Source organism: Micromonospora sp. NPDC005686, from assembly GCF_042871665.1.
Lineage (GTDB): Bacteria > Actinomycetota > Actinomycetes > Mycobacteriales > Micromonosporaceae > Micromonospora.
Window position 1 is genome coordinate 1 of record NZ_JBIAIY010000033.1, and the last position, 1,001, is coordinate 1,001.

At 65.5% G+C, this 1,001-nt stretch carries 1 protein-coding gene and 1 pseudogene; both read right to left on the reverse strand.

What is annotated here, in order from left to right; all coding sequences use genetic code 11:
• Positions 1 to 215: pseudogene (locus ACFYON_RS29045) on the reverse strand (electron transfer flavoprotein subunit alpha/FixB family protein); the annotation flags it as partial.
• Positions 216 to 227: 12 nt separating this feature from the next.
• On the reverse strand, positions 228 to 1,001 hold a 774-nt coding region (locus ACFYON_RS29050; protein WP_387257834.1), incomplete at its 5' end, for an electron transfer flavoprotein subunit beta/FixA family protein.

Genomic DNA, 1,001 nt, shown 5'->3' on the forward strand with positions numbered 1-1,001 from the left:
ACCAGGTAGCCGTCGATCTCCTCACCCTCCGCGGCGTAGATCTTCTCCGCGCCGTACTCACCCAGCTTGGCGCTCAACGCCTGCGCGGCACCGACACCACCGAGCACGACGGCGCTCGGGGTGCCCAGCTCGCGGGCGAGGGTGAGCATCTCCAGGGTGACCTTCTTGACGCCGAACTCACGCGTGGCTTCGACGACGACGAGAACCTCAGACATGTCCCAGACCCCTCACACGAACTTCTCGGCAGCGAGGAACTCGACCAGCTTCACGCCGCCCTCGCCCTCATCGGTGATCTTCTCGCCGCCAGAACGCGGCGGACGCTTGGAATGCTCCACCACAGCGCTGGTCGCACCGTCGAAGCCCACCTCCACCGCAGCCACACCCAGCTCACCCAGCGACAGCGTCTGCACCGGCTTCTTCTTCGCCGCCATGATGCCCTTGAACGACGGATACCGCGGCTCGTTGATCGTGTCCCACACCGACACCACGGCCGGGGTCGAGGCGGTCACCACCTCGTAGCCCTCCTCCGTCTGCCGCTCCACCGTCAGATTCGACCCGTCCACGGTGAGCTTGCGCGCGCCGGTCAGCGCAGCCACACCCAACCGCTCGGCGATCATGTGCGGCATCACCTGGACCCGACCGTCGGTCGACTCCGCCCCACAAATGACCAAGTCGGCGTTCAACTGCCCGACAGCGGCGGCGAGCACCTTCGACGTGGCCACCGCACAGGAACCGCGCAGAGCATCGTCGACGACGTGCACAGCCTTGTCCGGACCCATCGACAGCGCCTTACGGATCGACTCGGTCGCCCGATCCGGACCCATCGTCAGGATCGTCACCTCACCGCCGTGCGCCTCCTTGATCTTCAACGCCTCCTCGATGGCATACTCGTCCATCTCATTGATGACGTTGTTCGCCGAACCGCGGTCGACGGTGTTGTCGTCAGAACGCAGGTTGCGGTCCGCGCCCGAATCAGGCACCTGCTTGACGAGTACGACGAT